We start from the raw sequence: 26236 nt of genomic DNA on the forward strand, positions 1-26236 counted from the left end.
ATGGGTGTCGGGTCAGCTCAGTTGAAAACCTTTGTACCCGGCGGCGGCCGCGGCAAGGGTCTTTTCCCGATAGACGCCGACTCCGCCGATGTAGGACAGCACTCGCCGAGGCTTGCCCGGGACGTTCGCGCCGTTGTACCAAGAGTCGGTCTTCGAGACCAGCGTGGCGTTCGCGGTCTCGTCGTGGTGGGCGACCCACTCGTCTTCACCGGCCAGGGTCGGCTCGATGACGGTGTGGTCGTGCGCCCGCATGTACCGGATGCATTCGGCTATCCATTCGGTCTGTTGTTGCAGGCAGGTGGTCATATTGCACAGTGCTGCGGACGGGGCCAGGGGCGCACCGGTCGTGAGCATGTTGGGGTAGCCGTGCACCATCAGACCCATGGTCGTGCGGATGTCGCGATTCCAGTCGTCCTTCAATGACCGACCGCCGCGCCCGCGGATATCGATCCTCGTCAAGGCTCCTGTTCCGGCGTCGAAACCGGTGGCCATGACGATCACATCGACCTCGTGCAGCGTGCCGTCGGCCATGACTATGCCTTCGGGCACGATCCGGGTGATCGGGTTGTTGCGGACTCCGACGGCCTCGACGTTCGGGCGGTGATAGACCTCGAGGTAGTTCGTTTCCAGCGGCACACGATGTGTTCCGAAGCCGTAGTCGGTAGGGATGAGCAGGTCGCACAGGTGGGGGTCCTGTAGGCGTGCGCGCATCTTGCGCCGGACGAACTCGGAGATTTCCTCACTGACCTCTTCGTCGTAGAACATCTCGCCGAACGAGGCGAGCCACAGCTTCAACGACCCGTTCTCGTAGATCTCTTCGAGCACGTCGTCGCGCTGTTCCGGAGTCAGATCTGCCCACACATGCTCGAAGTCGTATTCGAAGCCGCTGAAGGTGGTCGGCAGTGTCTCTTTCAGCTCGGCGAACCGGCTCTTGTACGCCTCCACGTCCGACTCGTCGAAGGTCGGATTCCTCATGGGCAGGGCGTACTGAGGTGTGCGGATGAAGACTTTCAGGTGCTCGACCTTGCCGGCGACGGTCTGGATCACCTGGATGCCGGTGGCGCCGACCCCGATGACAGCGACCCGCTTGCCGTCGAGATCAGCACCTTCCTTCGGCCACCGGGACGTGTGGAAGATCTGTCCGTCGAAATCTTCCTGCCCCTCGAACATGGACGACATCGGAGCCGACAGCATTCCGCTGCAGGCGACCAGGAACCGAGTGGTGATCGTCTCGCCGCGATCGGTTTGCACGACCCACTTGGCGGCGAGTTCGTCGTAGTGCGCACTGGTGATTCTGGTGGACAGTTGGATGTCGCGGCGAAGATCGAGAGTGTCCGCGATGTAGTGCATCCAGCGCTCGATCTCCGGTTGGCCGGGAAAGCGTTGGCTCCAACTCCAGTTCTTGTACAACTCTTCCGAGAACAGGTACTGGTAGATGTACGCCTCGGAGTCGAAACGCGCACCGGGATAACGGTTCCAGTACCAGGTGCCCCCGACGTCGTCGGCGGCGTCGTATGCGCGCACTCGCAGCCCCTGTTCTCGTAGCTGGTGCAGCTGGTACAGGCCGGCAACACCTGCGCCGATGATCAGTGCATCCAGTTCGAGCGATTGCGCTGCGGTTTCCGTAGGTTCAGTATTCGCTGTCGACATCTCGAGCCCTTCTGTGGTTCTGGTCACTGAGATGTCATTGTTGTGAGAGCCGGCACGGTTGACTGTCCGAACTTCGGACACCTTGTCGATCATCAGGGTGACGCCAGAAATGACCTGCCCGGTAACGGATGTCGCGTCGGGCGAATCAGATGTTTCTGGCGCTACGTTCCGGCGATGGACGGTTCCGCGGAGAACCGCTCACGCAGTCGGCGCTTGAGAATCTTGCCACTGGGGTTCTTCGGAAGGCTGTCGACGATCACGACGTGCTTGGGGACCTTGTAGCCGGCCAGATGTTTCCGACAGTGCTCGATGACGGCCGCCTCGTCGATCTCGGTATCCGCAACCACGACGGCTGCCGCGACGGCTTCGATCCAGCGAGGGTGTGGAACAGCAAATACCGCTACTTCCTCGACGCCGTCGAGGGCGTAGACGACCTCTTCGACCTCTCGGGTGGCAACATTCTCGCCGCCCGTCTTGATCATGTCCTTCTTGCGGTCCACGACCCACAGATAGCCTTCGTCGTCGAGGTAGCCGAGGTCGCCGGAATGGAACCATCCCCCGGAGAACGCCTCTGCAGTTTTCTCGGGCCGGCCGAGATAACCCACCGTGGCGTGCGGACTGCGGTGCACGATCTCGCCGACCTCTCCTGTGCTTAGTGGGCTGTCCTGGTCGTCGACGATGCAGGTTTCCACATTCAACGCCGGACGCCCGGCAGAACCGGCTTTGCGGAGCTGGTCCTCCGGGCCCAGGGCCGTTGCCAAAGAAGACATCTCGGTCTGACCGTAGAAGTTCCACAGTCGGATTCCGGGAAGTCGGCGATTCATCTCGTGCAGGATTTCGACGGGGAGGGCAGAGGCGCCGTAGTAGCCCTTGCGCAGCGACCGAAGATCGGTGGTGTCGAAGTTCGGTGATCTCAGCAGGGCGATCCATACGGTCGGAGGGCAGAACAAGTTGGTGATCTGTTCTTTTTCGATGGTGCGCAACAACCACTCGGGGTCCGGTCTGTCGAGGATGACGCTGGTGGCCCCGAGGTAGATGTCCGTGCTGAGGAAGTTGTCCAACTGGGCGCAATGATAGAGCGGAAGAGCATGGATTTCTTTGTCCTCGGTGCTCATCCCGCCGGTGACGATGCAGCTGATGTACTGCCACATCAGTGACCTGCTGGTGAGCAGAGTCCCTTTCGGGCGTGACTCCGTGCCCGAGGTGTACATGATCCGGATGACGTCGTCGTCGCCGATCGGCACTTCCGGCGCCGGATCGCCACGGAACTCCGTCCACTCCGATATCGGTGTCCAACCGTCCGGCACTGGGGAATCGGACAGTTCGATTCCGACTCTGATCCGGACAGTTCCCGCAGAGTCCGCGACAGCCTGGTCGGCGACGGGGGCGAGGGAATCCTCGACCACGAAGGCATCGGCTCGGCAATCGTCGAGAATGTAGGCGATCTCCGGCCCTGTGAGCATGAAGTTGACCGGGACGAAGACGACCCCGAGCCGGGCAGCCGCGAAGTTGAGGACAGGGAGTTGCCAGCAGTTGTGCGACAGCACTGCCAGGCGATCGCCGCGGCGCAAGCCGGCAGCGTGGAGCGCGGCTGCGACGCGGTCGACCAACGCGTCGAACTGCGCGAACGTCAACCGCACCTCACGGTGCACGATCGCGAGTTTGTCCGGGAATCGTGCCGAGGATCGCCGCGGAAGGTCGCCGACGGATTGGCCACGTGCTTGGGACACGAGGGCGGAGCAGGCGCTGTCGAACTGCATGTGTGACCTCTTTGCTCAGGTGTGAGTCGGAGTCGGTCGTGGTTCCCGCCGCGCGGCACGACTCGTAGATGAACTGTGCGCTCGCAATCGGGTGAGTCGATACCGTCCAACTACGTGATCACTACGGATCGGGAACGGGATCGAAAGGGCGGAGTGAAAGTCTGAGCTCGGAAGCTCCTCTCTCGGAAAGACCACTGCTACTCAGTATTCTGTCTTCGCTACCGACACATCCTGACCCCGTCACGCAGACGGGATGCGGTCAGGGCCTGGCTGTGTACCCGGTTGTCGGGATCCCGTAGGCGACCACGTAGTTGCCCCGCTGTCGAGATACGCGTGGCGGGTCATTGTGATTCCAGTCATATGCAGGTACCCGTCGTACCCATCTGGAAGGAATCCTCGGATGACAATCACCGCGCCCGTTCTCTCGACGTATCAGCAGCGAGTTCGCGGGGCCGAGTATCTCGATCGCGCCCGCGAAGTAGCCAGGGTCATCGAGGCCGAAGCGAACGCCATCGAAACAGAAGCAACGATCACGCGGCCTGTCTACGAGGCACTTGCGGATGCGGGCTTGTTCTGGATCCTGGTGCCGGAGGAATACGGCGGTGCCGGCCTCGACATCGTCAGTGCCTTCAAGGTGGTCCAGGAGATCACACGCGCCGACGGCTCGACGGGCTGGGCGTTCATGGCCAACTCCTGCAGTACCGGTGTAGCGGTCGGCTACACGAATCCCGACGGTGCCCGCGAGATGTTCTCAGGTGTCGACAAAGGCATCACAGCGGGCATGATCGTCCCCACCGGCACGGGCCTCCGAGTCGACGGCGGATACCGTGTCACCGGCCGCTTCCAGTTCGCCAGCGGCTCGGCCCACGCATCGTGGATCGGCGCAGGCTTCGTCGTGCACGACGACCAGGGCAATCCGATGGTGGGAGAGGACGGGCAGCCCGAGGCCCGTATCGCCTGGATCCCCAGGGAGAACATCGAATTCCTCGGTAACTGGGACGTCATGGGCATGGTCGGCACCGGTTCGTACGATTACCGGGTGACCGACGTGTTCGTCGCGGAGCGGTTCACCATGAATACATTCTCGACCGTTCCGGTCCGGCCTGAGTCCGTGTACAAGCTCGGGTTGCTGGGCATCGGCGTCGGCGGTCACGCACCTGTGGCATTGGGACTCGCCGAGCGTGCCTTGGAGGAGATCGCACGCATCGTCGCGGGGAAGGCCCGGCCTGGATACGACGGTGTCGTCGGTGACTCGGACGTCTTCCGGATCGAGTTTGCCCGCCACGAAGCCCTGTACAAGGCTGCCTGTGCCTACGTCTACGAGGTGTTCGGGGACGCGGAGGAGACTGCGGCAGCGGGACTGCCCATCTCCGACGAGCAGCACGCGCGTCTACGGCAGGCTGCGACCTGGGTTCAGGAGGTCGCGGGCGATGTCGTGATGTTTGCTCACCGCTGGGCCGGTAGCGCCACGGTTCGTAACCCCAGCGTCCTGGGCCGGTGCGTCCGTGATGCCGCTGTTGCCACTCAGCACGCCCTGATCGACCGCATGACGTTGAGTGACGCAGCCGGGGCGATCCTGCCCGGCTATCAGCTGGGCTGATCGCCGGGTGCGTTACGATTTCGCCCGGGCCGCTCCGGCGGCCCGGGCGTGGCGGGCCCGATGGTTCTGTTCACGTCGCGAACAGTGCTCGAGGTACCTCGGTTCGTCGCGAAAGACACAATTTGCGTAGCAGGTGCTCCACATGCCCCTCCACGGTACGAGATGACAGCACCAGTTTCTCGGCGATCTGTTTGTTGGTCAGTCCCTGTGCGACCAGTTCAGCGACCTCTCGCTCACGGGGTGAGAGAAGCTCGAGCTGGGAGGTATCGGTCGTGGCGGTTGTGTGGGCGGAGTAACTCCGGTCTGGGGCAGGGTGATCGTGTTCGGCGCAGTCCTCGTCGAAGATGTAGGCGAGCAATTCGGGGGCGGTCATGGCCTGGCCTCGGGCCCACGCGGCATCGAAAGCCGAACCGCCGACGTGGTGCCGTGCCGTATCGACTGCGCGTGCGCGCAAGGTATTCCAGTGGTCTGCACCGTAGAGTTGTCGACCGATCGATCCCCACATGGAAGAGGCCGCGCCCAGCACGACGGCGGCACGTTCACCGTGGCCCTGCTCGGCGAGTGCCCATCCCAGAAGGTCTGCCATCACTGTCTTGCCGATCGGGTCGGCGAACTGTCGTTGGTAGCGAAGTGCTTCGAGCGCGCGCTGGACGGCGGTGTCCGGATCATTCTCGAGCAATGCGACGTGGCCGAGTCCGTAGGTCGCGTAGGAGTGGAACCAGAGCTCGCCGATCTCGTCGGTCATGGTGAACACTCGGCTGAACGCAGCGGCGGCGCCGGATACGTCTTGCGTGGAGCAGAGCAGCATGCCCCGATGGATCTGCAACATCGATACCAGTTCCGGATCACAGCCGTGGAGTCGATATCCGCGTTCTGCCTCGTCGAGGTATGTCATCCCGGTATCCGCTCGGCCGGCGAAGAAGTCCCGCAGTCCTGCGATATGGACCGCGAACGACCTGGTGACCGGATCTTCGCGGTCGCCGGCGATCTCGCGTGCCCTGCGTAAGGTGAAGTCGGCCGCATCCCGATCACCTTGAAGCGTCTGAACCAATGCGAGCACGGTGAGGATACGTCCTCGTGCGGTCCTCGAGATTCCGGGCAGGTCGAGTGCCTGCGTCAACCACATTCTGTGCTCGCGTACGGAGATTCCGCAGGCCCACAGGAATCTCGAGGATCCCAGCGTGTCAGCGGCCAGTCTTACGAGTGCAGGATCGGTGGGGTTGTTCATCACCGAATGCAGTGCAGCCCGGATGTTTCCGCGGTTGATCGAGACCGCTGTCGCCTTCGTCAGCTGCTCGGGTCCGTACCAGGAGGTGGTCGACTCTTCGACGATACGAGCACAGTATTCGAGGAGCCGTTCGTTCATGTGACGGCGTTCCGGGATGGTCTGTTTTCCCCATCCGTACTCCCGCATCGATTCGAGCAGCCGGAAGCGAACGCCGTTGTCCGAAATCTCACGCACTACCACCGACTTGGAGACGAGCGCGGCGACCGCTTCCATGATCTCGTCCTCGGACAGCGCATCGTCCGAGCACACGGCCACCGCCATACCCATGTCGAAACTGTCGGCGAAGACGGAAGTGCGGCACCACAAGATGCGTTCGGTCTCCGAACACAACTCGTAACTCCAGTCGATCGTCGCTTGCAGACTCCGGTGCCTCGGTGTGCGTCCGCGCGCGGAGACGGTCAACATGGAAAGACGCCGATCCAGTCGTTCCGCGAGGTCCTCGACCGAAAGGACGTTCAAGCGAGTACAGGCCAGCTCGATGGCCAGGGGAAGTCCGTCGAGCCGTCGACAGATCCGTCTGACTGCGTCCACATTCGAGTCGCTGAGTTCGAAGCCGGACAGCACCGACTCGGCGCGATTGGCGAACAACTCGACGGCTCCCGACGCCCTACCACCGTCGATGGAAAGCGGCGGAAGGTGGAAGACGTATTCGCCGGGGATTGCCAGGTACTCCCGCGAGGTGGTGAGGATTCGCAGGTTGCTCGTTTCTTCGGTCAGGCGGCTGACGAGCGCTGCGATCCCGTCGACGAGATGTTCGCAGTTGTCGAGGATCAGGAGCATCCTCCGGTTGCGCAAGTACTCGACGAGGATGTCGTCGGCGGAGCTGTCCGGGCCGTCGCGGGTTTCGAGTCCGAGTCGATCGGCGATTGCCTGGCTCACCAAGCTTTCGCTTCGTAGGGATGCGAGTTCCACGAAGCGGATTCCGTCGGCAAAGGCCCGTCGGTATTCTTCCGCCGCTCGTACGACGAGTCGCGTTTTACCAATCCCTCCGGGGCCGACGACCGACACCAGCCTGTGGACACCGAGTAGGCGGCGGACCTCGCGCAATTCGTGGTTCCGTCCGACGAAACTGGTGGGATGTTGCGGAAGCCCGGTGCCGATCGAAGGGGGATCGAAGGGAACGGTGCTCATCTCGCTCTTGATCTGGTTCACCTTGCGCACGAGAAGTGTTCGCGAGTGGCTCCACATGATGCATCTGCCTATCTCTGCGATGGAGATGCTCGGAGACCGTTGGAGGAGGTCCCGGATGCGTGCATCCGCCTCGTCGGCCACCGATCCCTTCAATCGTCGGTGGTCGTTCGGCTGTTCGGGCATCGCAAGAGCTCTGCGCACCGTGTTCCGGGAGATACCCAACCGTTGGGCAATGCCCTTGATCGACTCGCCTTCGCCACGGCACTGATGGATTTCGAACCACTCGTCGGCGTTCAACCGCACCTCCTATGAGACGCATATCACTCTGCTGGCTGAAGGTGACGTACCGCAACATAGGGGGTCAAGATGTGTCACTTTCGGCTGTCGGCGGAACATGCGCCACCCTTTCTCTCGAAAGGAGAGGCCTTCACCAGCGAAAATGGTGCACGGAGTCGTCGCTGGACGCCCCCGTAGACGGTCACGTGATCGGACGGTTACCGACCCTCGTTGTCGCTGCGAAGGTGGTGTGGACCACATCCCCCATGTACGGAGGCATACCGATGACACAGCAGAACGCCGACGCGCTCACCAAGGCTTTCGCCGCTGCCGACCAAGGCGATCCCGCACCCCTCCTGGATCTGTACGACGACACGATGACCTGGGCCGGATTCACCTTCGACGGCACACAGCGGGTCTACAGCAAGGCGGAATTCCTGGAGGGTCTCGGTGTGCTCGCCAAGCTCGACGCCTCCGCGAACGAAGTGGTCAGCTGCGATGTGATCGACGACGAACTCGTTGTCGCCAAGATCCGGGCATACCGCAAGCTCGGCGAACACGAACTGGATATCACGATGGTCATGGGCCACCGATTCGTCGACGGCAAGGTCGTGCGCGGCAATGATCTCGTGCCGTCCTCGTTCGAAGCGTTCTGGTCCGCGACCGGACTCGCCGGCTGACAGGCGATGGCGATGAGCATCGCACAGCGCTGCATGCGCAGTTGGGCCCTCGACGTTGCAATCGAAGCGCTGCAGGCCGGCGGCCCAGTGCTGGCAGTGGACGATCTGAACGGTACCGGCATCGACATGATCGTCCTGGCCCGGAGCGCGTCGACGCCCGTAGTGGCAGAAATGATTCGTGAAGGAAGCGGGTTCATCTGCGTCACAGTGAGTCGGTCCGATGCTCATCGCCTGTGCCTGCCGCCGATGGTCTGGGAAGGCGGCAATTCGTTCGGCGGTCGGATGTGTGTGGCGGTCGACGCAGCAGAAGGGGTCACCACCGGCATCTCCGCGCAGGACCGCGCAGTCACTCTGCGCACATTGGGAGATGGACAATCGACTCCCACTTCGTTGACCCGACCAGGCCACGTGATCCCTGTCCTTGCTACAGACGAGAACACACCCGGCAGGCCACGCTTGATCGCGGAAGCCGGGCACCTCTGCGCCGTATCCGGGACGGATGTGCAGGGCTCTCCGGTGGCATTCGCCTCCCTGGTGTCCCGCATCGATCCGTGCCGCGAAGCCGGCGTCGCCGAAGTTCACCACTGGGACCTACCCACGATTCGTTACTCGGACCTGCGAGCCTCGATCACCGACAGTCGTACAGCCGTTGCATGAACGGCATCATCATCATCCACCGCACTCGACGTCCCTGGGAGACCGATCGTCCATGAGCATCCCCACCCCGACGACCAGCCATGAAGCCGACCTCTGTGCCGACTTCAAAGAGGCGATGGCACACATGTGCGCACCGGTCGCCGTTGTCACGACGATGGACGGCGATCGTCCACACGGCACGACCGTCAGTGCCGTGATGTCCTTGTCGATCGAACCACTGCTGATCGCTGTGGCGATGGCGACGACATCGGAAAGCCTTTCGGCGATCACGCGCACCGGCACGTTCGGAGTGAACGTCCTCGGGGCGCAGCAACAATCCGTCGCCGCACGTTTCGCGATCAAGGGGGACGACAAGTTCGCGGGAACACTCTGGCACCGGCATGATTCGATACCGCGACTCGATGGGTCTGCAATCTGGCTGTCCTGCAGGGTCGATCACATTCTCCCGGGTGGTGATCACGTCATCCTCGTCGGAGGCGTCACGGGTGTCGACACCGACCCCATCGCCGCGCCACTGACCTACCATGGCCGGCGGTTCGGAACACACACTCCGCACGACACACCCTGAGAACTGTTGCCGTATTGCCGTACTGCCGTGTTGTCGAAAAGGACACGAACTTGACTCTGCCGCCCGTCCTCCACGACCGGCTTCGTCTGCCGGTGGTTGCTTCACCCTTGTTCATCGTCTCCGGTCCCGATCTCGTTGTCGCACAGTGTACCTCCGGTGTGGTCGGATCATTCCCGTCGCTCAACGCGCGACCCCGGCCGGTTCTGCGCGAGTGGCTCGCCGATATCACTGCGAGACTGGCGAAATACGACGCGAACAACCCGGAAGCGCCGGCCGCCCCGTATGCCGTCAACCTCATCGTGCACAAGACCAACTCTCGACTCGAGGAGGATCTCGCCACGATCGTCGAGTTCGAGGTTCCGATCGTGATCACTTCGCTCGGTGCCCGTGCGGACGTCAACGACGCCGTCCATTCGTACGGCGGCATCGTCCTTCACGATGTCATCGACAACACGTTCGCCCGCAAAGCGGTCGCCAAGGGGGCAGACGGGCTGATCGCGGTGGCTGCCGGAGCCGGTGGCCATGCGGGGGCACTGAGCCGGGTCCGAAGCCGTGGCGCGATATCTGGGGCGCAGGGCAGGGCATCGGCGCTGTCGACGCCGTGCTGACGGCTGCAATGATCATCGAACGTCTCAGAGCCGAGTATGCGCAGGCGAGAGCAGTATTGCTCTGACTTCCGGTTTCCCGCATGCACCGAGTCGGGGTTACGACTCGCTGCATGCGGGGATCCACGCAGCGCAATGGTGAGAAGGCAATACAAATGAGCAGCGGCGGTGTCACGCTGGGAACGACCGGTCGTCATGAGGTCGCCGCAGCGTTCGCGCACGCAGAGCGGGGCACTTCGGGTTGGTCCCGGGTGCCCCGCTCGCTGGTGTCTGCTGATCAGACCTTGTTGAGGGCGCCCGCGTCGACGGGCAGTGCGATGCCGGTGACGTAGCGTGCCGCGTCCGAAGCGAGCCACACCACGGCGTTGCTGACATCCATCGGTTCGATCCAGGGAGTCGGCAGCACGTTCATCGCGGTCTCGCACGCTTCGCGGAAATCCTCGTGTGTGGGTGTCTCGAGGTCCGGTCGGAACAGCCGGTACATGTCCTCGTTGTCGATCATGTCCGTGAGCACCGACGTCGGATGGATCGAATTGCACCGAATCCGATGGGCGCCCAGCTCATTGGCGGCAGTCCGGGTGAGACCGGTGACGCCGTGCTTCGCGGCGACGTAGTGGGCGAAGTTGGGGAAACCCTGCAAGCCACCGGTGGAGCTGATCAGGACGATCGACCCGCCCTCACCCTGCTCGATCAGGACGGGAACAGTCGCGCGCATCGTCTTCCAGACGCCCGACAGGTTGATGTCGATCATTTCGTCCCACTGCTCTTCGGTGAGTTCGTGCAGTGGACTGGATGAGAAGATGCCGGCGTTCGCCACCACGGTGTCGAGGCGTCCGAGCTTCGCAACACCCTCGGCGACCACGTCGTGGAGCTCGCTCAGCGACCGCACGTCGGCAACAGCGACATGGGCACGGTGTCCGAGCTTCTCGATATGCCGGGCAGTTTCCCGGAGTTCGTCCTCCGTCGCACCGCGGTACTTCGTCGTTGCCGGCTTGGCGCAGATGTCGACGATGATGACGTCGGCGCCTTCTTCCGCAAGCCGTATGGCGTGCGAGCGCCCTTGTCCGCGTGCTGCTCCCGTGACCAGCGCGACTTTGCCTTCAAGTTGTCCCATCAGGGTTCCTTCCGTTGTGACTACGGTTTTGAATGGACGAGGGTGTTTCGAACGCGGTATGTCCTGAATCACAATGGTCGGTCCGTGCGCTGCACACAGGCGGGTGACTACGTGGTCCGCTACGTGGTCACCCATTCGGGTCATCGACCTGGGTGAGCCGGCTCGGTCAACCGCAGTGCACTCGAAGCGCTGCGCGACGTGACGAGGTCCGACACGGTGGGATCGGTCCACGCGCCGGGATGGCGCGAACCACTATGGTCGCGGGATGCACGAACGTGTGGCCGATCGTCGCCTCTGGACCTGGGTGGTGCTGCTCGGGCTGACGGGTCAATTGGCCTGGACGGTCGAGAACATGTACCTCAACCTGTTCGTCTACAACACGATCACCGACTCGCCGACGGTACTCGCCACCCTGGTCGCGACCAGCGCCGTCGCCGCCACCGTTGCGACGCTGCTCGTCCTGCTGCGTAGGGTCGGCAGCACACAGACTTTCACACAAGATTCTCTGGAGAGCAGCCTGTGATCACCGAATGGGGCGAAACCCTCGATCCCGACCGTGTCCTACCTGAATACCCGCGTCCACAACTCGTGCGCGACTCCTACGTCAACCTCAACGGCCGCTGGGACTACGCCATCACCTCCGCCTCGGTCACCGAGCGACCTCGCGAGTGGGACGGGGAGATCGTGGTGCCGTTCTCGCCGGAGGCACCGTTGTCGGGCGTCGATCGGATTCTGCAGCCCGACGAAGCGCTGTGGTATCGGCGGACCGTCACGCTGCCTGCCGGTTTCGTGCGTGATCGCGTGCTGCTCCAATTCGGGGCGGTCGACCAGGACTGTGAGGTGTGGGTCGACGGCACATTCGTCGGTGGGCATCGAGGCGGATACCTGCCGTTCGCCCTGGACGTCACCGACGCTCTGCGCGGTGAGAGTCACGAACTCGTCGTCCGGGTCCGGGACGTCACCGACACCTCCTGGCGCAGCCGCGGAAAACAGAAAATCGAGCCCGGTGGTATCTGGTACACGCCGCAATCCGGGATATGGCAGACGGTCTGGCTCGAATCCGTACCGCAGCGCTGGGTCGCACGGCTCGACCTCGTGCCACGTCCGGAGTCCGGTGAGGTCGAGATCAGTGTTGAGGCAGGTGGAGCCGGATCGAACACGGTCGAGGTGACAATTCGAGCAGACGGCCACGACGTCGTGTCCGGCACTGCGTTGGTAGGGGTTCCGACGCGGTTTCGGATCGGCGACGACGTGCGCCTCTGGTCGCCCGAGGATCCGTTCCTGTACGACGTGGAAGTGCGGCTCGGTGCCGACAACGTGTCGAGTTACGTCGGGATGCGGGCGTTCGGTATCGGACGCGACGCGACAGGCACCACCCGGCTGCACCTCAACGGTGAACCGTATCTGCACGCGGGCCTGCTCGATCAAGGGTACTGGCCCGACGGCCTCTATACCGCGCCCTCGGACGAAGCGCTCATCCACGACATCGTCACGGCCAAGGAACTCGGCTTCACGATGCTGCGCAAGCACATCAAGATCGAGCCGCTGCGCTGGTACCACCACTGCGACCGCCTGGGCATCCTCGTGTGGCAGGACATGGTCAACGGTGGGCGCAACTACCGCCAGGCCGTTGTCACCGCTCCCGTCGCTCTCCCCGTGAAGTTGGACGATTCTCACTACACCTGGTTCGGACGGCAGGACACCGAAGGACGCATCGAGTTCCTCGAGGAGCTCGATGCGACTGTGGCGCTGCTGCGTTCGACGCCGAGCGTCGCGGCGTGGGTGCCGTTCAACGAGGCGTGGGGCCAGTTCGATGCGGTCGCCGCCACCGCGCGGATCAAGACGCTCGACGCCACCCGGCCCGTCGACCATGCCAGCGGCTGGCACGATCAGGGTGGCGGCGACATGGCCAGCCGCCACGTCTACTTCAGGCCCTACCGGCTGTCGGGGGCCGACGCGAAGGACGAGCGGGTCGTCGTGTTGTCGGAGTACGGTGGGTATTCCTACCGGGTCCCGGGACATGTGTGGAGCGACAAGGAATTCGGCTACCGCAAGTTCTCCGACCGGTGGACTTATGAGCGCGCGTTCCTGCGTCTGCAGCACACCCAGCTCGGCCCGGCAATCGATGACGGACTGGCAGCCTTCGTGTACACGCAGCTCGCCGACGTCGAGGAGGAGACGAACGGTCTGATGACCTACGACCGTCGGGTCCTGAAGGTCGACGCCGATGCCGTTCGTGCGTCGAACCTTCGGTTGCGCGGCCGGCACGACCACGCAACCGGGGGAGCGGCGTCACCCCTTACGGTGCGCGAACGGGAAATCACCGAACCGGTGTCCCTGACCCGACCCGACGGACGCCTGAACCCCGGCGCGGTCGGGTGGACGCGCACACCGTTGATCGCCACGGACGGCATCGGCCGCGGTTGGGCGGGGAAGGGGCGCAACAAGCGGTGGGAGTACTGGGCGGTCACCACACCGACCCACGTGGTCGCACTGGTGGTGTCCGATATTGATTACGCGGCAGTGCATGGTATCTGGATGCTCGACCGGGAAAGCGGGGAAACGATCGCGTACGACGCGATCGGCCTGCCCCGCAGTGCAACCCTGCCGAGCACCCTCGGTGGAGGGCCTGTCCGGGCGCGCACGAAGAAGGTGTGGATCGACATCGACGAGATCGACCGCGGCACACGGCTCCGGGCGCGCGGAGAACGGCTGGAGATCGACGTGCTTGCCCACCGCCCCGAGGGGCACGAGTGTCTCGGTGTGGTCGTGCCGTGGACCGACCGGCTCTTCCAGTACACGGTCAAGGACGTTGCGCGGCCCGCGACCGGGACGATCCGGGTCGACGGTGCCGCCGTGGATGTGCCTGCGGGGGAGTCGTGGGCGACGCTCGATCATGGGCGCGGATGCTGGCCGTACGCGGTGCACTGGAACTGGGGCGCGGGATCCGGCCGCACCGACGGCAAGGTGATCGGCATCCAGGTCGGTGGGAAGTGGACCGACGGATCCGGATCGGTGGAGAACGCGCTGGTCGTCGACGGAAACCTGTCGAAGATCAGCGAGGAGCTGGCGTGGACCTACGACCCGGGCGACTGGATGGCGCCGTGGCGGATCACCGGCGACACCGTGGACCTCACCTTTGCCCCGTTCCATCTGAAGAAGTCCGTCACCGACTTGAAGGTGTTCTCCTCACGCACCCACCAGTGCTTCGGTCACTGGTCCGGCACGGTCGCGGATGACACCGGTGCCCGGGTGCACGTCGAAGACATCGCGGGGTGGGCGGAGGATGTGCGGAACCGTTGGTGACGTTCAGCCGCTCTCGGTACCGGCAGGCAAGTGCTACGAGGCGATCATCGCGTCGACTACCTCGGTTTGCTGGTCGGCCAGATACCAGAGCAGTGCGAGGAAGGCCCACAGCAATAGGGAGAGCATGGCCCAGCAGATCACGTTCGCCTTGCGGTAGTGGACGAGGCAGGCGACGAATTCCCTGAGGAACGCTGCGGGCAGGTAGTAGGCGGCGGTGGGAGCTCCCACGACAGTCGCGTCGAGGCCGAGATCCCGGGTCAGCGACGCAGTGCGCAGGACGTGAAAGTTGCTGGTCGCCACCACGAGGGTGGGGGACGGATGCCCGAGTCCCGCAAGTATCGCTGTGCTGTTGCGCAGGTTCTGCTCGGTGGTGGTCGACGTGTCTTCGAGTGCGATTCGTCGTTCGTCGACGCCGGCATCGATCGCGTAGCGGGTCATCGCTGCGGCCTCGGAGATGTCTTCGTCGCTGCCTTGACCGCCGGACATGACGAGCACCGGATCGCCTCCCGATTCGTTCGCCGCAGCCAATGCTTCGATCCCTTTGTCGATCCGTGACGCGAGCAGCGGGGTGACTCGGCTACGGGCGAGTCCGGCGCCGAGGACGACCACCGCGTCGGCGGAGTTGGGCACACGCAGATGACGGTAGACCAGCGAATAGGCAATGAATCCGAAAAGCTGGATCACCAGCATCGCGATGGGGATGACGACGAGGACGAAGACGAGTGCGATATTCCAGAAGGAGGAGCCGGTACCCAGCTCGAACACGGTGGCGACGGCCGCAACCAGCACTCCGAGCAGAAATACACCGAATACCGCCGGAAGGAGCGTCGGGATGCGTAGACCTTCGCGCCGCACCACATGATAAGAGTTGAACAGCAAGGTGATTCCGCCAACGAGCAGCGCCAGGATGACGAGGAGCAGTGGGCCGACGATGACGATGTCGGCGGTGTCCGACTCTGGAGACAGCCACGCGACGAGCAGAACGGTGAAAACCCATGTCGCTACGAGGCAGGCGATGAGTGCCATACCGTGAGCGGGGCGGCGTGGTTCGCGGATGATCGAAATCCCGGTCGCACTCCACATGGCCAGCGCGAGCACCCCGAAAAGGATCACCGCGATCAGCATGTACATCTCCTTCGCTTGGCGTAGGACTTCTTTGATCCGGAGAGTACCGACGAATCCGGTGCGCGTGCTCGGTATGGAGAGATCGCGACTACCGGGCGGACACCATCGACAGTGGCGACGGGTTTCCGCGGATCGTGTTCAGCGTGAAGCTCGCCGTCCCCGGCAGGTACCTGTCATCCGAGGACTCGATCGTGTTCCCATTGCTGCTGAATGCCCGGCGGCGGACTCTCAGCAACGGAGTCCCTTCGGCGACCTCGAGGAGTCGGGCATCGTCCGCGTCGGCGCCGACGGCGTCGATGGTGCGCGTGGCGTTGTCGATATCCACCCCGGAGCTGATCAGATGCTGGTAGATGGAGCCGGAGTCGGTGTCGAACGTGAGGAGATGTCGTCCCACATCGAGGGGGTAGTTCAAGCGCTCGACCATGGCAGGCACCCCATTCAGGAGCCGTAGCCGGAACACGGAGACCACCGGGGATTTCGGTTCGATGTCCAGGGCGGCGGCCAGTGCCTCGTCTGCGGGTCGGCGTGTGACGCTCTGGGTGACCTGTCCGGGTTCGAATCCCGACTGGCGGCACCACTCCGAGTAGGAGATCACGCCGTCGAAAGACTGGGTCGGTACCGTGTCGAGCACGATGGTCCGCCGCCCCCGACCGGATGAGATCAGTCCCTCCGAGCGCAGCGTGGCCATGGCCTGGCGAACAGGCCCTCGGGACGAGTGGAATCGTTCGCACAGCTCGGACTCGGAGGGAAGCGGTTCCCCGGGAGCGAACTCCTTGCGGCTGATGGCGTTCCGGAGGAAGGCTGCAATCTCTTGATGTTGCTGAAGTGTGGTCCCCATGGTGGTTCGTACTCCCTCTTCCGGTGACGACTTATATATACAGTAAGTGCTTGCTGTGCTGGGGCAACGGTTCATTATCCGGAGGGTGCGGTGAAAAGTGCGTGAACAGCCGGCGAACATGTCTATACAGGTTTCGAATATGGTGCCGGGTGCTCATACTCTCGTTGAATGCACAAACATTCCGACCTTCTTGTCATCGGCTCCGGCATCATCGGCCTTGCTACCGCATTCCTGGCTCACGAGCAGGGGCGGTCCGTCCGTGTCATCGAGCGCGATGACCGGCCCGTCGGTTCCTCGATCCAGAATTTCGGCCACGCCTGCTTCACCGGCCAGGCAGACCTCATACAAGGCGTCGCCGATCGTGCCCGGACGGGCTGGCTCAACGCGGCCGAGCGGGCCGGCTTCTGGGCTGCAGAATCCGGGACCTACATCCCGGCGACCACGGAGACCGAACAACAGATCCTCCGAGAGTTCGCCGAGCATCGCGGCCCCGATCAGGTCACCTGGTTGAGCAGGAGCGAGGTGGCTGCTGCTATCGGAAACCCCGTTCTGGCAGCGCTTTCCGGAGTACATCTGCCGCGAGATATGAGGGTGAACCCGCGTGAGGCGGTGCCCGTTCTGGCTCGCTGGCTCGCGGCGCAGGGGGTCGACTTCGCTTGGAATACCCAGGTCACTGCCGTGGCCGATGGGGTCGCGGAGACGAACCGCGGCGATTACACGGCCTCGGAGGTCGTGGTGTGCCCCGGTTACCGACTCGGCCACCTGTTTCCGGACCTCGCCGACAGTCATGGGGTGCGAACCTGCACGCTCGTCATGTCTCTGATCGACCGGCCGTACGCCGTTCCGGCGGAGCTCGCGATGCTGACCGGTACATCCCTGGCCCGGTACGAAGGCTTCACTGCCATGCCATACGCGCCGGAACTTCGACGCGAGCTGGCCGAACGGGAGCCGGAGCTCGTCGATTGCACAGCGAACCTGATGGTGACAGGCCTGCCGGATGGGTTGCTCATCGGGGACAGCCACGCCTATGCGGCAAGCCCGGAACCGTTCATCGACGAACATATCGGAAATCTGTTGCTTGCTCGCGCGACGCACGTCCTCGGAATCACGGCACCGGTTGTCCGTCAGCGCTGGCTGGGCCGTTACGCCGACAGTCGTTCGACCAATCTCGTGCTCGAGCGTCCCGATCAGCGCACTACTGTGGCCGTCGTCACTTCCGGGATCGGCATGACACTGTCTTTCGGAATCGCCGATCTGGCGTTGAGTGGTGGCTCCGTACCGGGCTTCTGACCCGCACGCGGCTGCTCGATGAGCGCTCGGTGAACACTTCATGAACCGACCCCATATGTATATACATGTTGGCTCGCGATGCGGCACACTGGATCCCGACACCACAGGGCTGTTGTGGCCACCGCTGTTTGAACGCGGAATGCACTGCCCCCGAGCCTCTCCCCCCCCAGAAAGAAACTTGTGAAGACTCTTTTCTCCCCGAAGTCGGCTGCTGCCCGTGCCGTCGTCCTCGTTTCGGCCACCGTCCCGATCCTGGCTGCGTGCGCCGGCGGATCCGGCGACGAGACCATCACGTTTGCGGCCATCCCGGCCGAGTCGTCCTCCTCTCTGGAAAGTGACTACTCGAACATCACATCGCTCATCGAGCAGGAAACCGGCCTCGACGTCGAGTTCCAGAACGCCTCCGACTACGCCGCGGTCATCGAGGGGCAGCGCGCCGGCCAGATCGACATCGCGTCCTACGGTCCGTTCTCCTATGTCATCGCCAAGGACTCGGGCGTGAACATCGACGCCGTTGCCGCGCCCACCAGCGACCCCGCCCAGCAGCCGGCCTACACCTCGCTGGCGTACGTCCGCGCTGATTCCGACATCAAGGGCCTCTCCGATCTTCGGGGCCGGACTGTGTGTTTCGTCGACGCGGCCTCCACCTCCGGCTATCTGGTCCCCATGGAGGGGCTGATGAATGAGGACATCAACCTGGAGACGGACCTCGAAGCGGTCCTCGCCGGAGGCCACGACGCCTCACTCCTCTCGCTCGAATCCGGCTCGTGCGACGCCGCTTTCGCTCACGACACCATGCTCAACACGCTGGTCACCTCCGGCCAGATCGGCGACGGCGCCCTGCGGTCCGTCTGGGAGTCCGACCCGATCCCCGAAGACCCGATCGCTCTGAACCTCGACACTCTGGATCCCGCTGTCGCGGAGCAGATCTCCACCGTCATCCGCGACAAGGCCAACAAGCCGGCGTTGGTCGCGGCGGGCATCTGCGCCTCCGAGGAGGAATGCATCCTCCCGGAGGAGATCGAGTACGGCTACCTGCCGGTCGATGATGCCGATTTCGACGCGATCCGCGAAATCTGCGCTGTCACCGATGCCGCAGCCTGCCACAGCATCAACTGACCTGGCATGACCACTGCCACCAAGGACCTCACCATGAACCACCCCATTGTCGACACCGACACCCTGACTCACCCGGCCGTCCGGCTCGAACGCGTGACCAAGGACTTCGGCGGAGGCGTCCTCGGCCTCGATGACGTCACCGCGGAGTTCCGCACCGGTGCCATCACCGTGCTGCTCGGCCTGTCAGGCTCGGGCAAGTCCACCCTGCTCCGGCACCTCAACGGCTTGCATCGCCCGACGTCCGGGTCCGTCTCGGTCCTCGGCCAGGACGTGGCGTCCTTGCGTGGCAGGCCGCTGCGTACACTGCGACGCGAGATCGCCGTGATATTCCAGCATTTCAACCTCATCGGTCCGATGTCCGTGCTCGAGAACGTGTGCACCGGCCGTCTCGGATCGCTCGTCGGTCCCCGATTGTCGCTGATGATGTATCCCGAGAGTGTGCGACGGCAGGCACTCGAGAAGCTGGACCGCGTAGGTCTCGCCGACCGGGCCTACCAGCGTGCCGACACGCTGTCCGGCGGTCAGCAGCAACGCGTGGCCATCGCGCGAGCGCTCATGCAGAATCCCAAGATCCTCCTGGCGGACGAACCGGTGGCGTCCCTCGACCCGGTATCCGCCCGAGAAGTCATGAGCCTGATCCAGGAGATCTCGTCCGAGAACCAGCTGACGGTGATCAGCTCGTTGCACCAGGTGCAACTCGCCATCGACTTCGCCGACCGTATCGTCGGGCTGAGGAGCGGACGGATCGTGCTGGACCAGGCCACCGAGGGTCTGTACGCCGAGGAAGCGTCGGAGATCTACACCAGCGTGTCCGGGATGGCGCTGGCCGGACATGGTGGTCGGTAGTGAACAAGACCGCTACTCGGAAGCCGCCCGTCGAATTGCCCCCGAGACCCGCCCCGCGAGTGGGGACCGTTGCGGCCGCGCTGGTGATGCTCGCGCTCGTGGTCGCGGGTGCGTGGTCCGTCGATTCTCTCGGAATCAACCTCGCGACCATCGCCAAGTCCCTGGACAACGCCGTCGCCTTCATTCAGCGGATGTTCCCGCTGGACTTCCCTCCGATGGTCGAGACGGTGGGCCTGGTCTTCGAAACTCTCGCCATCGTCTTCCTCGCCACGTTCCTCTCTGTGGTGCTGTCCGTACCGGTGGCCCTGGCTGCAGCCAATTCCACTGCGAGAGGTAGTCTCTCGCAGGGCGCTGCGCGCACCCTGATCGTCCTGGCGCGCGCGGTCCCGGACCTCGTTCTGGCCATTGTGTTCCTACGCATGTTCGGCCTGGGCGCGACGGCGGGCATCCTCGCCATGGGCATCCACTCTGTGGGCATGGTCGGCAAGCTTTATGCCGATGCGATCGAGGAACTCGACGACGGCCCGCGGGAGTCGATCGAATCTGCCGGCGGCAGTCGCGGTCAGCAGATCTTCTCCGCCATCCCCCAGGTGCTCCTGCCACAGATCGCGGCAACCGCCCTGCACCGCTTCGACATCAACCTGCGCACGTCGGTTCTGCTGGGTTATGTCGGGGTGGGCGGGATCGGTCTGGCCATCGCCGACGCCCTCCGGACCCTGGACTACCGGCGAGGCATGGCGTTGGCCCTGCTCGTGCTGATTCTCTGCATCGCCGTCGAACTGCTCTCCGGGGCAATCCGAGCCGCCATCATGAGGCGATCCGGGGGAGCGGTGGTAGGAGGTACGTGGTCCGACCGCCTGTTCAACCGCGGTGCAACCGGTCTGTCGGGCGACCTGCGTCTGACCCCGCCGTGGACTGCGGCACGGGTTCGGAGATTCGTATCCGGCGGAGTCATTCTGGTGCTGCTGGTGGCGTCGCTCTGGCGCGTCGACGTGTCCTCGGGTTCCCTGTGGGACGGCGTGCTGGCGCTCCCCGACACACTGGGGTTGTTCCTGCCTCCATCAACGGGCGGGGCCCTCGGCTCGCTCGTGGAGCAACTGCTGGTCACCATCCAGATCGCGCTGGCAGCCACTTTCATCGGGGCGGTCCTGGCCATCCCGATCGGTATCCTTGCCGCGAACAATGTGGTGGCGAACAGGGCCGTCCGCTCCTTCTTCCGGATGCTCATCGTGGTGGTTCGCGGCATCCCGGAACTGATCCTCGCCATCATCTTCGTGGTCGTCTCCGGTCTCGGCGCTGTGGCAGGCACCTTGGCCCTGGCGGTGGGCGCGGTCGGCCTGCTCTCCAAACTCGTTGCCGATTCACTCGAAGAGACCGACACCGACGTCCAGGACGCCCTGCGCACCGCCGGGGCGTCCGAAATCCAGGTGTTCTTCGGCGCGACACTCCGGCAGTCCGCACCGGCCTTCATCGCCCACACCATGTACCTCCTGGACTCCAACATCCGCTCCGCGACCCTGCTGGGCGTCGTCGGTGCCGGCGGCATCGGATTCCTGCTCCTCAATGCTTCCCGCGTCAATCAGTTCGACGTGGTGACCACGGTTCTCATCCTCATGGTCGCCGTGGTGCTGGCGGTCGAGGCGCTGTCCATGTGGCTACGCACGGTCGTCCGCTGATCGAGCTGCCCACAACACTTCCTACCCGACTGCACGAAAGAGAAGACATCATGATCGAACTCGCCATCTTCGACATGGCAGGCACCACCATCGACGACCGCGACGAGGTATACCGCGTCCTGCGCGAGTCCACCGAGCGCCACGGAGCCACCTACACCGACGAGGAATTCCAACAGTGGATGGGCACCGAGAAGCGCTGGGCCATCGAGAATCTGTTGAGAATCGGCGGTGTGGACGTCGACGAAGCCCTCGTCGAGCGGGCCTGGGCGTGGTTCCGTGAGGAGTTGCGGCAGACCTACACCGACACTCCGCCGACGCCTCTCGACGGCGTCGAAGAAGCCTTGCGTGAGCTGAAGGCGAAGGGCATCAAGGTCGGCCTGACAACCGGATTCTCCCGGGAGATCGCCGATCTGATCCTGCAGTCCGTCGGCTGGCAGGAGGGGGAGATCATCGATCGCATCGTGGCCGGCGACGAGGTACCCGACGGCCGCCCCGAGCCCTTCCTGATCCAGTCGGTCATGGCCCATCTGGATGTGCAGGACGCGGCCGCCGTTGTCAGTGCAGGGGACACCGCTTCCGACGTGGAATCGGCCCGGCGGGCCGGAGTGACGTCGATCGGTGTGCTCACCGGACACCTGACCCGCCCGGACTTCGACGCTCTGGGCGCCGATCTCGTACTCGGGTCCGTCGCCGACCTTCCGTCACACGCCATCATCGCCGGGCAAGTTCGGTGACGGCGACAGCGCACGCCGTTGTGTGGCGTGGCGGTAGGGACTTCGACACCGTCGAAATACCCCTTCCCGAACCGGGCCCCGGAGAGACGTTGGTGCGTCTCACCGCAGCCACGGTGTGCGGTTCGGACCGACATACCGTCAACGGTCGACGTGAGGCTCCGTGCCCCTCCGTTCTCGGGCACGAAGGCGTCGGCGTGGTGGTCAGCACCAACGGAGGACACCTGGTCGACGGTTCTCCGGTGAGCCCCGGAACCCGGGTGGTCTTCGGCGTGGCCCGGTCCTGTGGCCGCTGCGAGATCTGCATGCGCGGGCTCACCGCCAAGTGCACGAGCGTGCAGAAGGTCGGTCACGAATCCTTCGAGAGCGACTGGCCACTGTCGGGAACCTACGCCAGCCACATCCTCCTGAGGGAAGGCCAGGCCGTGGTGCCGGTGCCCTCTTCGCTCGACGATGGGGTCGCGGCCACCGCCGGATGTGCCGTGGCCACGGTGATGGCCGTTCTCGAACGCGCCGGCGATCTGTCCGGGCGCCGCGTGCTGGTGAACGGTCTGGGCATGCTGGGACTGGTGGCTGTGGCCGCGGCCCGTCGACGCGGTGCCGCCGCAATCATTGCCGTCGACCCGAATGCGGCCCGGTTCGGATTGGCCCAGGGTCTCGGGGCAACCCCGGTGTCGTCCGAGACGGGAGACGCCGGCACCGTGGACGTGTCCCTCGAACTTTCCGGCTCGCCTACCGGCACCCGGAGCTGCATCGATGCCCTGGGCATCGGCGGCACCGCCGTCCTCGCCGGAAGCGTGTCGCCGGTCGGCGCGACCGAAGTGGACCCGGAGTGGATCGTGCGTGGATGGCGCACCATCACCGGCGTCCACAACTACGAACCGCGGCACCTGCAGGAGGCCGTGGAATTTCTCGAGTCCGTCGGAGACGACATCCCCTGGAAGGACATCCTGGACGGCCCGATCATGGCCGATCAGCTCGCCGAGGAGTTCCGCCGGAACGACGTACAACGCTTACGCACCGTGGTGAGGATGTAGTCGCCTCTCCGGGGGCCGCTCGGTCACTTGTTGCGGGTATGTCGACCGAATCGATCCGACGTTGTCGTCGCGACGATCCCAGCGTCCCGCTACCGCAATTGCGCGCGCGGATAGCTGAGATGCTCGCGAGAACCCCCACCGCGCCAGGGGTATCGTGCGTCAGGATTCGACACCGAGCATCGCGATCACTCCGCGCGCGGTCGCGCGCATCGACCACGCGAAGGTCTCACGAGGTGTGAGACGTGCGAGCTTCCGTGCGCCGGAGTTGATCGTGCGGAACCCATCGGCCCTCGAGGGGCGAATCGTGTCACGCTCGTCGCGGTGCGAGACAGGGTTGATTTCGGCGAGTGCGACCGCGTGCTCGGCGACGACGGACAGGGCGATGCTTGCGTTCGCCGGTTCCCAGCCGTAGCGGTCGGCGAATTCTTTCTGGTTGCGGTCGATCGCACCCAGTGCGCCTTCTGAACTCGGAGTGAGTGCAGTGAGATACCTGCCGATCCCGGGATTCGCGACCACGAAATCACGTAAGGCCAATGCGAGGTCGACGAGGGCGTCCTCCGGATCGTCGGCGGTGGGCTCGGGGAGTGGGGCTCGCGCGACGATGCCGTCGGCGACGATGCGGTGGAGTCCGTCGAGGTCGCCGACGTGGCGGTACACCGACATTTCACTCACCCCCAGATCGCTGGCGATCGATCGGATGCTCAACTTGGGCAGCGTGATACGCGCGCCGGCGTCGACGAGGCGTTCGGGGGTGACGAGCCGAGGTCGCCCAGGTGAGGACATGCCGAGCATTCTCCCATGGAATCGTTGTTAGGTTAGACTCACTCACATTATCCGAGTGGCTCCGTACGACGAAGATCGAGGTTGATATGCCGGACGAGGTACCGTTCACAGCCGACCGGGTCGCCGACCTGATGGAAGTGCTGCGCACACCCGAACACCAGGCCGGGCTCGAGGAGACGACGTTCACCGTCGTCTCGGTTGCCGATCGCGCGGCCGGATTGATCCGAGTGAGCGGCACGATCTCCGGAACGCATTCACTCCAGGACTGGGCTGGGCCCAACATCGCCGTTCGACTGTCGCTTCCGGAGCGGTCGTCGGAGTTCGCGGGGATCGACGGAGCACCCGACACCACCGCCCGTGTCTATACCGTCGCCGACGTGGACATCGAGAGCAGGACGGTCGCGATCGACATCGTGCGTCACGGTGAATCGTCGCCGGCGATGAAGTGGCTCGGTCGGGTGCGCAGTGGAGATGTCGTACCGGTCGCCGGTCCGCGACCACACCGTGTTCCGGGGTCGGGATCGCCGCGCATCCTGCTGGCCGACTCCTCGGCACTGCCCGCGGCGGTCCGTATCCTCACTCGCCTGCCGATCGAGGCTCCGACGGTGCTCGTTGCTGCCGCGCCCCTCGACGAGATCGATCTCGTCGAGGGGGACCTCGGGGATCGGAGGGACTTCGTCACAGTGCAGCGCGCTGAACCGGGCGTCGATCGGCCCCTCGCAACCACATTCGCCGGGATGGAGGTGCCGGCCGGTGCGTCGGTGTGGGCGGCGGGGGAGCGCGAGGATGTGCGAGAGGTCCGCCGCCGTTGTCGGGACGACCTCGTACTGGCGGCCGAGGGCATCCAGGTCTTCGGCTACTGGAAGCGCGGAATATCCAACACGCGAATCGATGTCGCTCGGCTCGAAGCTGCGCGGTCGTCGATGGAGGCGGGACGCGGCGTCTTTGCGACCGACGACCTCGACATCGAGATCTGACGCGAACCTCGTGAACAACTCCGGGGTGTGTGCATATGCACCCCGGAGTTGTTCACATGTCAATTGTGCGCGGCAACGTTCGGTGCGATCTGTCCCTCGACCAATTCTCCGATCGTGTAGTCGATCGACAGTGGCGACGCATTGCGCAGCGCTGTGAGGGATGCGGCGTCGACGTCGACGTACCGGCCGTCGGCGACGGCCGGAATCGACGTGAAGACCGGATCCGACAACGCCTGCTGTGACCCGCCCACTGCGAAGAAACTCAACAGGAGGATGTCGGCATCGAGTTGGCGCGCATTCTCGGGAGAGATCGTCGCCGACCCGGAGCCGTCGCCCGTGTCGGGCAGGGCGCTGATGGTGTCGGTGAGGGTCATTCCGAACTCGCCGAGGATTACGCTGCTGAAATCGTCGGGATCGTTGACCGCCTTGTAGCCGACAGGCGTGGCGATGCCGAGCGTGTATGTCACGCCGTCGAGTTCGGGGTTGCGCGCGACGGCCTCGTCGATGTGGGTCTGGACGTCGTCGATGAGGGTTTCGGTGGCGTCCTCGCGGCCGAGTGCGCGACCGATCTGGCGGGCCTGGTCCTGCCACGGGATCGTCAGGTACGTGGCGCTTTCCGGACCGACCACGGGTGCGATCTCGCTCAATTGGCCGTGGTAGGTCTCGAGGTCTGCGAATGTCGTCGCAACGATGAGGTCGGGCTGCAGCGCTGCGATGGATTCGAGGTCGAGATCGACCACATCGAACCCGGCTCGGGTGGTGTTGACCCGCGTCGGTTCACCTTCGATCAGATCGGTCTGCCACGGCACCTGCCCATCGGGGGACAGCGGGAAGGATGCGGTGCCGACGGGTTGTACGCCGAGAGCGAGCACGGTGTCTGCCTCCTGCCAGCCGAGTGCGACGACGCGCTGCGGATCGGCGGGAACCTCGACGGTCCCGAATCGGTCGGTGATGATACGGGTTTCTTCGTTCGTGGGGGTCTCGGTGCCGGCGCACGCGGTACCGAGTGCAGTCAGTAGTGCGAGTGCCAGAAGTGCGGGTGCTGTGCGTGTGGCACGGCGTGGTGGGCGCACGGTGTACTCCTGTCGAAGCGGCCGATTTGATATTTAGGTTAGACTAACTCACATAATTGGACTCCGTGCAAGTTCCTCGACGCGGACGAAAGTGGGAGAGTCTGCT

At 64.2% G+C, this 26236-nt stretch carries 21 protein-coding genes and 1 pseudogene; 14 read left to right on the top strand and 8 right to left on the bottom strand.

Annotated features, from left to right (window positions below; translation table 11 throughout):
- Positions 1 to 12 precede the first annotated feature (12 nt).
- Entirely contained in the window at positions 13 to 1650 is a 1638-nt protein-coding gene (locus Q7514_RS24680) for a flavin-containing monooxygenase (protein ID WP_330136029.1), read from the bottom strand.
- A 161-nt stretch (positions 1651 to 1811) separates the two neighbouring features.
- Complete coding sequence (locus tag Q7514_RS24685; RefSeq protein ID WP_330135900.1) at positions 1812 to 3410, bottom strand: acyl-CoA synthetase; 1599 nt, start codon at positions 3408 to 3410, stop codon at positions 1812 to 1814.
- Between the two features lie 400 nt (positions 3411 to 3810).
- On the opposite strand from Q7514_RS24685, the gene Q7514_RS24690 reads away from it, so the two are divergent.
- Entirely contained in the window at positions 3811 to 5010 is a 1200-nt protein-coding gene (locus Q7514_RS24690) for an acyl-CoA dehydrogenase family protein (protein WP_330135901.1), read from the top strand.
- 70 nt (positions 5011 to 5080) lie between these two features.
- Here the strand turns inward: Q7514_RS24690 and Q7514_RS24695 are convergent, their stop codons facing one another.
- Positions 5081 to 7726 (bottom strand): LuxR C-terminal-related transcriptional regulator, encoded by a 2646-nt coding sequence (locus tag Q7514_RS24695; RefSeq protein WP_330135902.1) that lies wholly within the window; start codon positions 7724 to 7726, stop codon positions 5081 to 5083.
- 263 nt (positions 7727 to 7989) lie between these two features.
- Here Q7514_RS24695 and Q7514_RS24700 point away from each other — a divergent pair, with 263 nt between their 5' ends.
- The 4 genes and pseudogenes from Q7514_RS24700 to Q7514_RS24715 all read left to right on the top strand — a co-directional run.
- The gene (locus Q7514_RS24700) at positions 7990 to 8385 is read left to right on the top strand and encodes a nuclear transport factor 2-like protein (RefSeq protein WP_330135903.1); all 396 of its coding nucleotides are present in this window, start codon (positions 7990 to 7992) and stop codon (positions 8383 to 8385) included.
- 12 nt (positions 8386 to 8397) lie between these two features.
- Positions 8398 to 9042: a 3,4-dihydroxy-2-butanone-4-phosphate synthase gene (locus Q7514_RS24705; protein ID WP_330135904.1), complete on the top strand. Its 645-nt coding sequence runs from the start codon at positions 8398 to 8400 to the stop codon at positions 9040 to 9042.
- Positions 9043 to 9094: 52 nt separating this feature from the next.
- The gene (locus Q7514_RS24710; RefSeq protein WP_330135905.1) at positions 9095 to 9610 is read left to right on the top strand and encodes a flavin reductase family protein; all 516 of its coding nucleotides are present in this window, start codon (positions 9095 to 9097) and stop codon (positions 9608 to 9610) included.
- A gap of 50 nt (positions 9611 to 9660) precedes the next feature.
- Positions 9661 to 10149: pseudogene (locus Q7514_RS24715) on the top strand (NAD(P)H-dependent flavin oxidoreductase); the annotation flags it as partial.
- A 343-nt stretch (positions 10150 to 10492) separates the two neighbouring features.
- On the opposite strand, the gene Q7514_RS24720 reads toward Q7514_RS24715, so the two are convergent.
- Entirely contained in the window at positions 10493 to 11329 is an 837-nt protein-coding gene (locus tag Q7514_RS24720) for a mycofactocin-coupled SDR family oxidoreductase (RefSeq protein ID WP_330135906.1), read from the bottom strand.
- A 265-nt stretch (positions 11330 to 11594) separates the two neighbouring features.
- Between Q7514_RS24720 and Q7514_RS24725 the strand changes: the two genes are divergently transcribed.
- Both Q7514_RS24725 and Q7514_RS24730 read left to right on the top strand, forming a co-directional pair.
- On the top strand, positions 11595 to 11852 hold the full coding sequence (locus Q7514_RS24725; RefSeq protein ID WP_330135907.1) for a hypothetical protein: 258 nt from the start codon (positions 11595 to 11597) through the stop codon (positions 11850 to 11852).
- Positions 11849 to 14635 (top strand): DUF2804 family protein, encoded by a 2787-nt coding sequence (locus tag Q7514_RS24730; protein ID WP_330135908.1) that lies wholly within the window; start codon positions 11849 to 11851, stop codon positions 14633 to 14635. The genes Q7514_RS24725 and Q7514_RS24730 overlap by 4 nt, the downstream gene beginning before the upstream one ends.
- Before the next feature lie 33 nt (positions 14636 to 14668).
- Here the strand turns inward: Q7514_RS24730 and Q7514_RS24735 are convergent, their stop codons facing one another.
- Together Q7514_RS24735 and Q7514_RS24740 are read right to left on the bottom strand one after the other, a co-directional pair.
- Positions 14669 to 15760, bottom strand: coding sequence for a YdcF family protein (locus tag Q7514_RS24735; RefSeq protein ID WP_330135909.1), 1092 nt, complete (start codon positions 15758 to 15760; stop codon positions 14669 to 14671).
- 88 nt (positions 15761 to 15848) lie between these two features.
- Positions 15849 to 16598 (bottom strand): GntR family transcriptional regulator, encoded by a 750-nt coding sequence (locus Q7514_RS24740; protein ID WP_330135910.1) that lies wholly within the window; start codon positions 16596 to 16598, stop codon positions 15849 to 15851.
- Between the two features lie 168 nt (positions 16599 to 16766).
- Between Q7514_RS24740 and Q7514_RS24745 the strand changes: the two genes are divergently transcribed.
- From Q7514_RS24745 to Q7514_RS24770, 6 genes are all read left to right on the top strand, one after another.
- Positions 16767 to 17888 (top strand): TIGR03364 family FAD-dependent oxidoreductase, encoded by a 1122-nt coding sequence (locus tag Q7514_RS24745; protein ID WP_330135911.1) that lies wholly within the window; start codon positions 16767 to 16769, stop codon positions 17886 to 17888.
- Positions 17889 to 18068: 180 nt separating this feature from the next.
- Positions 18069 to 19007, top strand: a complete 939-nt coding sequence (locus tag Q7514_RS24750; protein WP_330135912.1) for a phosphate/phosphite/phosphonate ABC transporter substrate-binding protein — start codon at positions 18069 to 18071, stop codon at positions 19005 to 19007.
- Positions 19008 to 19040: 33 nt separating this feature from the next.
- Complete coding sequence (phnC, locus tag Q7514_RS24755) at positions 19041 to 19853, top strand: phosphonate ABC transporter ATP-binding protein (RefSeq protein WP_330136030.1); 813 nt, start codon at positions 19041 to 19043, stop codon at positions 19851 to 19853.
- Positions 19853 to 21529, top strand: coding sequence for a phosphonate ABC transporter, permease protein PhnE (gene phnE, locus Q7514_RS24760; protein ID WP_408016178.1), 1677 nt, complete (start codon positions 19853 to 19855; stop codon positions 21527 to 21529). The genes phnC and phnE overlap by 1 nt, the downstream gene beginning before the upstream one ends.
- A 50-nt stretch (positions 21530 to 21579) precedes the next feature.
- Entirely contained in the window at positions 21580 to 22263 is a 684-nt protein-coding gene (locus Q7514_RS24765) for a phosphonatase-like hydrolase (RefSeq protein ID WP_330135913.1), read from the top strand.
- Positions 22260 to 23297, top strand: coding sequence for a zinc-binding dehydrogenase (locus Q7514_RS24770; RefSeq protein ID WP_408016179.1), 1038 nt, complete (start codon positions 22260 to 22262; stop codon positions 23295 to 23297). The genes Q7514_RS24765 and Q7514_RS24770 overlap by 4 nt, the downstream gene beginning before the upstream one ends.
- Before the next feature lie 159 nt (positions 23298 to 23456).
- Here Q7514_RS24770 and Q7514_RS24775 read toward each other — a convergent pair whose 3' ends face one another.
- Positions 23457 to 24080, bottom strand: coding sequence for a TetR/AcrR family transcriptional regulator (locus Q7514_RS24775; RefSeq protein ID WP_330135914.1), 624 nt, complete (start codon positions 24078 to 24080; stop codon positions 23457 to 23459).
- Between the two features lie 86 nt (positions 24081 to 24166).
- On the opposite strand from Q7514_RS24775, the gene Q7514_RS24780 reads away from it, so the two are divergent.
- Positions 24167 to 25057 carry a siderophore-interacting protein gene (locus Q7514_RS24780; protein ID WP_330135915.1) on the top strand — a complete coding sequence of 297 codons (891 nt, stop codon included), beginning with the start codon at positions 24167 to 24169 and terminating at the stop codon, positions 25055 to 25057.
- A gap of 59 nt (positions 25058 to 25116) precedes the next feature.
- On the opposite strand, the gene Q7514_RS24785 is transcribed toward Q7514_RS24780, so the two are convergent.
- A complete protein-coding gene (locus Q7514_RS24785; protein WP_330135916.1) occupies positions 25117 to 26130 on the bottom strand; it encodes an iron-siderophore ABC transporter substrate-binding protein in 1014 nt (337 codons plus the stop codon).
- Positions 26131 to 26236 lie beyond the last annotated feature (106 nt).

The sequence above is a fragment of the Rhodococcus artemisiae genome (assembly GCF_036327795.1).
GTDB lineage: Bacteria > Actinomycetota > Actinomycetes > Mycobacteriales > Mycobacteriaceae > Rhodococcus > Rhodococcus artemisiae.